This window comes from Bacillus sp. GMs2/2, from assembly GCF_050172095.1.
GTDB lineage: Bacteria > Bacillota > Bacilli > Bacillales > Bacillaceae_G > Bacillus_A > Bacillus_A cereus.
Genome location: NZ_JBNLYE010000488.1, coordinates 1 through 2465, shown reverse-complemented (window position 1 = coordinate 2465; position 2465 = coordinate 1). Strand labels below are relative to the sequence as shown.

The window sequence follows — 2465 nt, the reverse complement described above, 5'->3', positions numbered from 1 at the left end:
GTATACTTCAACTATTAAAGAAAATTTAAGAACATCTTGGCTTGATGGTAATTTTCTTATTGCTGTTGATTTCTGTATTTGATAGTATCTTAAAATTAGTTCCAGATACTCTTCTGGCACTATCAGATCTTGGCAAAAATCTAGAAATTCTAATAGAAAAGATGCTTTAGTTTGTAGAGAATTATGTTTAAGATCTTTAGAAAAATAGTTAAGTTCAAATTCATCTATTGCTTCTAGATTAAATCCTTTACTTAGGATCAGTGCATCCTTTGCTCTTCTTGTTTTCCTTGTCAAATGCTGAAAGCCGTTACCATCCTCTAAAAGTAAAATAAACCAAGATTTTAATAGCAAGATAAATTGGTCAGTATCAAACTTCTTTGATGAAAAAGAATCGAAGCTAAAGTCTACAAAATATGTTTGTGAAAAATATTCATCATAAATATTCCATCTGTTATTGGATGCTTCGGCTGTAAGATTTACACCCGTGCCTTTAAGACTGTTTATCCTATCTTGTAAAGTGCCACGGAGACTCTCATTATAATGAGTTGAGGTAGACGAAAAATCTAAACTATGATTATTCTCCATATTAATTGCCTCCAATTGTTAGATTTTCATTTATACTATCTAAGCTGCGTATGTTATTTAAGAAATCTGAATAGTCCTTGCCTAAAAATGAGCTTAGTACATTTTCTCCAAATTGTTTTTTAGCAGTACTTATTAAGGAAAGGTTTTTATATAATAAATTAGCTAATCTAACCCTTTCGCCTTTATAAGAAATGTTTTTAATCTGTTCTAATTTAGGTATCAAATTATTTAGGTTGTAAACAGTCTTTGTTAGTACATAGAAATGTGGGATTGCAAATGGACAACTGTTACATTTTCTATCTAGATATAAACAATCACCAAGAATACATTGCCAAAAAGATTCTTTGGCCGGCAATTGATTCATATTTATTAAATCTAATACTTCTCTCTGTTGTTCTTGCGATAAACTCTTAACGAACTCGTATAATGGTTTCTTTTGTTCTTCAATTGCATTTAACATTATGGAGAAATTTTCAATTTTGTATATGTCTCCAAAAACTGTGGCTAACAGATTTTTTTCATTGTTTTCCATAAAATTATTTTGAGATTCACCAATAACAATTTGTTTTAAATAATCGTAGGTATAGCCAAAATAGCCTTTATCGAATAATTGCTTACTAATTTTATTTAGATGTTCTTCATTTACATGAACATATCTGTTGGTAGTGTCTAAAGAATCATGATTTCTAATGAATTTAGTAATCTCCAAAGGATTACGATTTGTTTTTTGTTTTAGGATTGAATTCACAAAGGTTATAAATGTACTGTTAGCCATTAGCGATTTAAATTTAAAATTATTTATAGGAAAATTTCCGAAAAATTTATCATGCATGCTAGTAGTCAATTCGTTTGAATTACCTAAATCAATTAAGTTATTTCTTTTTGAATTTATCAATTGAGCCTTAAGTTCACATAAAACTATGGCATTAGCTACAGGTACAATCATATCTTCAGAAATAAAGAAAAAAGCCTTTTTACCATTTTTGTTATGATAAACATTCATTAAGTTTGATTTTAACTCCCAGATAATTTTTGTAGCTTCCTCTAAGGTTAAATTGTGATTTTCAAATGATTTATAATCCTGCACAGGGATAGACAAGGGGATACGAGGTATCTTTTCAATAAAATCAGTACTTCTCCATCCGTTATTTAAATGAAGCATTACGTATAACCAAATTGATTCATAATTCCCCTTTGCCCCACCCATTGATTTTGCTTTATATTCAGAAATAGCATTTTCTTTATGGAATTTACTGTCTTTAACATAGTCCAGTAGTGTTAAAAACTCATTAGTCGAATAGATTTTCTTATTGTGTTTAGAGTTTGCTAAACGCTCTTTTTTTTCCACATGGGGGTTATTAAGTTTTGAAACCAAGTACTTACAATTAGGAAATTTTGAAAACAAGTGATTAAAGAAACTATATAAAGATTCTTTGTAAGCACCTGGAACTTTATTGTTTAAAAATACGAAATTAATCTCATTAGAAGTCATGTCCATAATTTCTTTTGAAATTAATGTCGACTGTAGTAATTCTGTTATTTTAATAAATCGAACAAAAAGTTTCTTGATCGTTTTAATATTTCCGTTTGAACTTAATAATTTTTTTGAAACAAAATTATGCCATGCCTTTTCTGTACCTTTAACTAAATTTGGAAAATGAAAACCTAATTCTTTGAATGCTTTCAAAAAGATTTTATCTGGGAGGGTAGTGTACTCCAATTCATTTTTATATTGTTCAATTAAATTAGGGGATTTTAATGATTTTAAATAATCATCAATAACTTTCTTAGGATATACAATTCTAAGTTTTTTTAGCCGACCGAACCTCAAATGAGATGGTATTTGAAACTTTTCTCTATTTTTATTTAATACAAGGCTG

At 28.5% G+C, this 2465-nt stretch carries 2 pseudogenes; both read right to left on the bottom strand.

The window, feature by feature from the left end:
• Positions 1-585 (bottom strand): annotated as a pseudogene (locus tag ACQGS6_RS26445) (site-specific integrase); the annotation flags it as partial.
• 1 nt (position 586) lies between these two features.
• A pseudogene (locus tag ACQGS6_RS26440) lies at positions 587-2465 on the bottom strand (hypothetical protein); the annotation flags it as partial.